This is a genomic window from Bacillus sp. JJ1609 (assembly GCF_036967045.1).
Taxonomy (GTDB): Bacteria; Bacillota; Bacilli; order Bacillales; family Cytobacillaceae; genus Mesobacillus.
Map to the genome: position 1 here is coordinate 26,762 of NZ_JBALSS010000013.1, position 7,836 is coordinate 34,597.

The 7,836-nt window shown below is 39.4% G+C and carries 7 protein-coding genes; 5 read left to right on the plus strand and 2 right to left on the minus strand.

Annotation, left to right across the window (positions count from 1 at the left end; genetic code table 11):
• Window positions 1–184: 184 nt before the first annotated feature.
• From V7654_RS11700 to V7654_RS11710, 3 genes are all read left to right on the plus strand, one after another.
• Complete coding sequence (locus V7654_RS11700; RefSeq protein ID WP_335430511.1) at window positions 185–412, plus strand: hypothetical protein; 228 nt, start codon at window positions 185–187, stop codon at window positions 410–412.
• Window positions 413–553: 141 nt separating this feature from the next.
• The gene (adhE, locus tag V7654_RS11705) at window positions 554–3,157 is read left to right on the plus strand and encodes a bifunctional acetaldehyde-CoA/alcohol dehydrogenase (RefSeq protein ID WP_335430512.1); all 2,604 of its coding nucleotides are present in this window, start codon (window positions 554–556) and stop codon (window positions 3,155–3,157) included.
• 303 nt (window positions 3,158–3,460) lie between these two features.
• Window positions 3,461–4,357 carry an oxidoreductase gene (locus V7654_RS11710; protein WP_335430513.1) on the plus strand — a complete coding sequence of 299 codons (897 nt, stop codon included), beginning with the start codon at window positions 3,461–3,463 and terminating at the stop codon, window positions 4,355–4,357.
• Between the two features lie 205 nt (window positions 4,358–4,562).
• On the opposite strand, the gene V7654_RS11715 is transcribed toward V7654_RS11710, so the two are convergent.
• Window positions 4,563–4,763: a cold-shock protein gene (locus V7654_RS11715; protein ID WP_207497661.1), complete on the minus strand. Its 201-nt coding sequence runs from the start codon at window positions 4,761–4,763 to the stop codon at window positions 4,563–4,565.
• Between the two features lie 177 nt (window positions 4,764–4,940).
• Window positions 4,941–5,681 (minus strand): hypothetical protein, encoded by a 741-nt coding sequence (locus tag V7654_RS11720; RefSeq protein WP_335430514.1) that lies wholly within the window; start codon window positions 5,679–5,681, stop codon window positions 4,941–4,943.
• Window positions 5,682–5,921: 240 nt separating this feature from the next.
• Here V7654_RS11720 and V7654_RS11725 point away from each other — a divergent pair, with 240 nt between their 5' ends.
• Both V7654_RS11725 and V7654_RS11730 read left to right on the plus strand, forming a co-directional pair.
• A complete protein-coding gene (locus V7654_RS11725) occupies window positions 5,922–6,608 on the plus strand; it encodes a hypothetical protein (RefSeq protein WP_335430515.1) in 687 nt (228 codons plus the stop codon).
• Between the two features lie 351 nt (window positions 6,609–6,959).
• On the plus strand, window positions 6,960–7,727 hold the full coding sequence (locus tag V7654_RS11730) for an NAD-dependent protein deacylase (protein WP_335430516.1): 768 nt from the start codon (window positions 6,960–6,962) through the stop codon (window positions 7,725–7,727).
• The last annotated feature ends 109 nt before the right edge of the window (window positions 7,728–7,836 follow it).

A 7,836-nucleotide genomic window follows, 5' to 3' on the forward strand; every position in this document is an offset into this window, starting at 1 on the left:
CTATTTTAATATAATAAATAAAATGAAAGCGCTTTATTTTTATGAGTATCAGTAACTTCAAATCACTCAATAAACAGGCAATTATATAAATGATTAAAGTTCAAACATTGTTCAATATTTCACAAACTATTATTCTTATCATATGATATCCTTTAATTAGAAAAGGAAAAAGGAGTGAGTGAAGATGATTTATTGCGAATTTAAGCCTTTCTCTACTGATACCGAAACTTATACGCAGGAGGTTTTTGAAGAATTGGTCGGTGATGAGTTTGAAGCGATGATGTTCATAGAGAATGAAAACATCCCGGCATACATCTGGACAGTTAACTTTGTCATCATCGTGAAAAGTGGTTCAAGATACATCACGGATTTATCCTTTGAAAAAATTCCGAGAAATCCAGTTTGTGAGTGAAATATTTTTTTGAAACTTATTGTGAAATACATCACAAACAAACAAATAATAACCGTCTTACCAGCAATGGCTACATACAACATACCAATAAACAAATCCGACGAAAGTAATTCGAAACCAAATTAATTGGAGGTTATACACATGGCGACAACAGAAAAAGTAATGAAGGAACAGCAGCCGGTAATTAAAATGGTCGATAGCCTGGTGGAAAAAGGGCTTAAGGCTCTTGGGGAAATGCGTGAGCTTAATCAGGAAAGCATCGATGCCATCGTAAAGGAAATGGCGCTAGCTGGACTGGATCAACATATGCAGCTTGCAAAAATGGCGGTCGAAGAAACCAAACGAGGTGTATATGAAGATAAAATCATCAAGAATATGTTCGCAACTGAATATGTGTACCACAACATTAAGTACGATAAAACGGCGGGCATCATTGATGAAAATGAACATGAAGGCATGATCACGATTGCTGAGCCTGTAGGTGTAATTGCAGGTGTTACTCCGGTAACAAACCCAACCTCAACAACGATGTTCAAAGCACTGATTTCTATAAAAACGCGTAACCCAATCATTTTTGCCTTCCATCCATCTGCGCAAAAATGCAGCAGTGAAGCTGCGAGGATTTTAAGGGATGCTGCTGTTAAAGCAGGTGCTCCTGAAGATTGCATTCAATGGATTGAGACACCATCTCTTGAAGCTACTCAAGCATTAATGAATCATTCGAAAATATCCTTAATTTTAGCAACAGGTGGATCAGGGATGGTCAAATCAGCATACAGTTCAGGTAAGCCAGCTCTTGGTGTTGGGCCTGGTAACGTACCTTGCTATATTGAAAAAACAGCAAATGTAAGGCGTGCGGTCAATGATTTGATTTTATCAAAGACATTCGATAATGGTATGATTTGTGCTTCTGAACAGGCTGTGATCATCGATAAGGAAATTTACAATGATGTGAAAAAGGAATTGATCTCAAACAGATGCCATTTCCTCAGCGATGAAGAAAGAGAAAAGGTCGAGAAGCTTGTGATCAATGAACATAGCTGTGCAGTTAACGCGGATATCGTTGGGATGCCGGCTTATAAAATCGCTCAGATGGCTGGAGTAGTGGTTCCTGAAGATACAAAGATTTTGATTGCCGAATTGAAGGGTGTGGGCCCACAATACCCGCTATCCAGAGAAAAATTAAGTCCTGTACTGGCTTGTTACAAGGTAAACAGCACCGATGAGGGATTAAAACGTGCTGAAGAGATGCTGGAATTCGGAGGATTAGGCCATTCTGCCGTAATCCATACATGCAATGATGAGGTCATTAAAGCATTCGGGCTAAGAATGAAGGCAGGTCGTGTAATCGTGAACGCACCATCATCACAGGGTGCAATTGGGGATATTTACAATGCCTATTTACCATCCCTGACTCTTGGATGCGGCACTTACGGTGGAAATTCTGTTTCCACGAATGTTGGTGCAATCAACTTAATCAATGTCAAAAAAGTAGCGAGAAGGAATGTGAATATGCAGTGGTTTAAAGTCCCTTCAAAGATCTATTTTGAAAAAAATTCAACCCAGTATCTCACGAAGATGCCGAATATTTCTAAGGCATTCATTGTAACGGATCCAGGAATGGTAAAGCTTGGGTATGTAGACAGAGTGCTTTATCACTTAAGGAAGCGACCTGACTACGTTCACTGTGAAATTTTTTCAGAGGTAGAACCAGATCCATCAATTGAAACAGTGATGAAGGGTGCAGAAATGATGGCAAATTTCCAGCCTGACGTCATCATCGCACTCGGAGGCGGATCCGCGATGGACGCTGCAAAGGGAATGTGGCTGTTCTATGAGCACCCTGAAGCCGAATTCCATGGATTGAAACAGAAGTTTCTCGATATCAGGAAGAGAGTCGTAAAATATCCTAAGCTTGGGCAAAAGGCTCAATTTGTTGCGATCCCTACTACTTCAGGAACTGGTTCCGAAGTAACGTCCTTCTCTGTAATCACGGATAAAAAGGCAAATATAAAATATCCACTGGCAGACTATGAATTAACACCTGACGTAGCAATCGTTGACCCGCAATTTGTCATGACCGTTCCGAAGCATATTACCGCAGACACTGGTATGGATGTATTGACACATGCGATTGAAGCATATGTCAGCTGTATGGCGAATGACTATACGGACGGACTAGCAATTAAGGCAATCCAGCTCGTGTTTGAATACTTGCCTAGGGCGTACCGCAACGGTAACGATGAAGTAGCTCGCGAGAAGGTGCACAATGCTTCTACAATTGCAGGGATGGCCTTTGCCAATGCGTTCCTTGGCATCAATCACAGTCTGGCTCATAAGCTTGGAGCAGAATTCCATATCGCACATGGACGTTCCAATACGATCCTTATGCCGCATGTCATTCGCTATAATGCAACGAAACCCAAGAAGTTCACTGCTTTCCCTAAATACGAAAGCTTTGTAGCGGATCAGCGGTATGCGGAGATCGCCAGAATCCTCGGACTGCAAGCACGCACGATTGAAGAGGGAGTGGAAAGTCTTGTGCAGGCAATAATCAAACTCGCAAAGGAAATGGATATTCCAATGAGTATTGAAGCGAATGGTGTAGAAAAGGATGAATTTGAAGCAAAGGTCGATCTTCTTGCAGACCGTGCATTTGAAGATCAATGCACAACAGCCAACCCAAAACTTCCACTTGTATCTGAGCTCGCTGAGATTTACAGACTTGCATTTAAAGGCATTTAAATCGTAAAAAGAACAAGCTCCATTTAATCTGGAGCTTGTTCTTTTTCTGTTTACACATGATTGTATTAAACTTGGCTGGTAATTTTTAAATCACCAATAACCTTTTACACATAAAACAAAAAACCCCGCTCTTTAACAGAGCAGGGAAATGAAGCAATAAAGAAAACGGTATTCACAGTATAGCACACTGTATCTCAGTTCCCTAATCTTTTTTTATCAATTGTATAGACAACCTCCAAGAAGACCATAAAGGCCAGCCATGATAGACTAAAGGATAATATGAAAAATTGAGGTGTTACTATTTTGTTAAATGACGATCTTCAGGGGAAAACAGTAATTATCACTGGAGCAAACAGCGGAATTGGTTTTGAAGCGGCTAAAGTTCTTGCTGAAAAGGGAGCACATGTCATTATGGCTGCTCGCAACATGGAAAAGGGGCAAACTGCGATTAATGCGATTTTAATAGAAAATGATAATGCTAAAGTTGAACTGATGCAGCTTGACTTGGCGGATCTAAATAGTGTGAGGGCATTTGCAAATGCTTTTACATCCCGTTTTAATCAATTGGATCTCATGATTAATAATGCCGGTGTCATGATCCCGCCTTATGGTAAGACGAAAGATGGGTTCGAGCTTCAATTCGGCAGCAATCATTTAGGTCACTTTGCTTTAACAGGATTATTATTGCCATTGCTTAAAGATTCAACTGGTTCACGTGTAGTAACTTTGAGCAGTATTGCACACAGGGGAGCATTGATTGATTTTAATAATTTGGATGGCTCTAAAGGGTATAAGGCAATGAAGTTTTATGGCCAGAGCAAGCTGGCAAATTTGCTGTTTGCAAAGGAACTTGACAATCGATTCAAGCTGCATGGTATCAAGACGATTAGTATCGCTTGTCATCCTGGTATATCAAATACAAATCTCTTTAAAATGGGAAAATCTGAAACTCCAGGATATATGAAGCGAATTATGAATATCTTTTTCCAGCCTGCCCAAATGGGGGTGCTCCCAACACTGTATGCCGCAACAGAAGAAAGTCTCCAGGGCGGGGAGTATGTAGGGCCGGATGGAAGAGGGAATCGAAAAGGAAATCCAGCAATTGAAACACCTGCGCCAGGGGTATATAACGAAACCACTATGAAAAAGTTATGGGAAGTCTCAGAGGACTTGACAGGGGTAATATATCATTTAAATTAAGCAATTAGGTGCCAGGAATAAAAACTCTGGCACCTTTTTAATAGAGGCAACTTAATAGGGGGCCAGAATAGAGGTCACCAACTCTGATGCTGTGTTACGTATCTAGATACCACACCTGTTCATGAAATGGAGCAGGTTTTTAGTGTCTTTAACGCAACAAAAAAACAGACCCTCTATAAGAGGATCTGTTTTTTAAAAGCTATAATTAAGCTTTTTGAACGTTAGCAGCTTGTGGTCCACGAGCGCCTTGCTCAACGCTGAAAGTTACTTTTTGACCTTCGTCTAATGATTTGAAACCTTCGGACTGGATAGCAGAAAAGTGTACGAATACGTCTTCGCCAGCTTCACGCTCGATAAATCCAAAACCTTTTTCTGCATTAAACCATTTTACTGTACCTTGTTCCATTTTTGTTGCCTCCTAGTGCTATGTGCACAATATGTTACTATCCTTGCCCAAAGTGATCATTAAGACGAAAATTACTATCCTTTACACCGAACAAAAATAATTCTTCTTAAGAATAGCAGGTAATGGAACAAATAGCAAATAAAATAAATATATACATCGTTTTGAGAGCATTGGTAACTATTTTCTGTTGTCAGTATCCATTAATTCAGATGTAATCAGCATTTCAGATCCGCTGCTATCCTTCATATAAAATTCCTTTTTGACCAGGCCGAACTTAGGTGCCCAGTATTGTCTTGATATACTGCCGTCTTGATTTTCCTGCTCTAAAACGACCGCCTTTTTAATGGAGCCGATCGGGAGGAGGAGATTCTTTTTTGAGGAGACGATCTTCCATCCATTTATGACAGTGCCTTCAGCTATTGGGTTTGTCAGGATAGGAACATCGTTAAAATTTTTTTCAAGAGATGTGACTGCCGGCACGTCTTTTTCATAATACTCGGGCTGCTGGTAAACAAGATAAATCCCTTTATCCGTTAGCTTATATATTTTCAACATGCTGGTTCCACCATTGCTGACAATGGTCGGCAGGTAATTGCCCTGCATTTCGAATACGGTTTCCTTCTCTTCAGCAAATTCATTTCCTGTTCCCTTGAAGTATTTGATCTGGTTTTCGGCAGGGAAATATGTTTTTAAGATCTCCTGGTCGGACTGATCAGGCTTAGAATCAGGGCTGGTGGGGGAAGTTTTCGGCTTTGAGGGGGTATCATTGGTCTTACCATGGTCATTCGTTATTGGTTTTTCATCGCTGTCGCCTTGATCGGGTTGATTCGATTGATCATGAGCGGAATCTGCAGGTTTTTCCTGCTCATTTCTACTGTGGGATTGTAAACCGCTGCATCCAGCCAGAGTTAACGACATTAACAATATTAGAAATGTCTTCATTTATTTCACATCCATCCTTACAGATTGTTTCATTTATTTGACGGATCTTAACAATGAAATGTTTCTTGTTGGTTAGAAAAGGGCTTGAGTTTTTTATATATAGATTTATACAGAAATTTGAAGAAGCACTATCTATCCTTTGCACAAAGCGGTGAGATTTAAAACAATAAGCAGGATACATACTAAAAAATATTTAGTAGAAAGAAGGAAGATACGATGAAAAAATTGGCTGCTTTATTTTGCTGTTTATTTTTCGTTTGGTCAAGCGGTATCTCTTATGCTAATGAACTTAAAATGCCTTCCGAGATGCTGGTAGAAAAAAATGAAAAAGAAGGGGTTTTTATCTATGCGACTCCCTTTCCTAAAGATGATCTCTTCAGAAACTTTCGTGTAGAGATTGGTAAAGCGGTAGTGGAACCACTGGATTGGCAAATTTCAATGAGAGAAGAACGAAGACCTGAGTTGCATGTGATTGATCTTAATGATGATGGCAAAAAGGAAGTTGTGGTTATTTTAACTTTAGGAACCGGAACTTGGGTGGTACAAAAAGAAGCTCATATTCTTCAAGAGGTAGAAACGGCTAACGGGAAAGCCTTTGAGGAAATAGACATAGACAATCCTGTCCATACGATACAGAGAGACTTCAGGATTACAGCAACAGATAAAAAGATAAATGTTGAGGGGCGCGGACATACTTGGGAAGCAAACAATCTTTGTGGTAAAACCGATTTTAAACACAGGTTCCCGCTCCATCAATCGGTGAATTGGAAAGTTGAGGGTAATACCCTCAATGCTCATGTTGGTTTGACCCTTACCGATAACTGTGTACCAGGTGCATTCATTCTCAAATATAAGCAGAAAGGCGAAATGTATATTGCAGAGCAGATCATAGTGAATCTATAGAACTTTTTTCTCGAAAAAAAATTAGGTTTACACTCATATTCATTATTAAAACATATCATTTTTCCTTAGTTAGTCCAGATTTATATATAAAGAACAGTAGCCAGTCAAAAATTTACTACTAAGAAAAATGAATTAATTAGTCGAATTGGATCATTCACCAGTTGGGAGCGATTTTTCACCGGTTGGAATAGTTTTTTCACCAGTTGGAATAGTTTTTTCACCAGTTGAAACCATTTTTTCACCAGTTGGAAATACTCCCTTAAAAAAAGTGAAAAAAACCCGTCCTCATGTACCACCGTGATATCATAGGTATGAATTATATTTTGCAAATGAGTAGGAGTTGGCATCGGTTTGAACGGTACTGTGGAGACGTGTATAAATATAATAAATAAAGCTAAGAAGATTGTTGTATTGACTGGTGCTGGAATCAGTACTGAGTCGGGAATAAAGGATTTTCGGTCACGTAATGGTCTTTATAAAATGGCGCCTGAGTACATTCTTTCTATTGATTATTTTTATGATAACCCTCATGAGTTTTACAAGTTTGCTTTGGAGAATCTTCACCATCCAAATGCTATTCCAAATAAAGGACATGAAATTTTGACGAAGTGGGAGAATGAAGGCAAAATCCTTCACATCATCACTCAAAATATTGATGGGCTTCATCAGAAAGCTGGGAGCAAAAATGTGATTGAGTTCCATGGGACAATGAAGACTGCTACCTGTTTAAACTGCGGGCAAAAGTATACTACTGAAGAAATGGTTTCAAGAATAGAAGAAAATACGAATTTTTATGTTTGCAGCAAGTGCGAAACGGCAGTTGAAAAACAGCGTTTAATTAAACCTGATGTTGTCCTCTTTGGGGATGCCGGGGAATGGTTTACGGAGGAGGGTTTTGAATATATTCTCACCCTAATTCAAGAAGCTGATTGCTTATTAGTCTTAGGAACAAGCCTTAAGGTGACCCCATTTTCAATGTTTCCTCAGTATAAGGGCCCAAATGTACCAATGATCATTATCAATAAAGGTGACACACCATATGATTTTGCCCCTGATACATACGTTATCAAGGATTCGATTGGAGAGACATTGTCAAAAATAGATGCTAGCGTAAAGTGATAAATAAGAGGCTGACTCAAAAGGTTGTTGAATGCAAATTTGAGCAGATTAGTGTTTCAATATCTGAGAACAACTCCTAGCGGAAAAAGTACGACGAGTTGTCATGAGA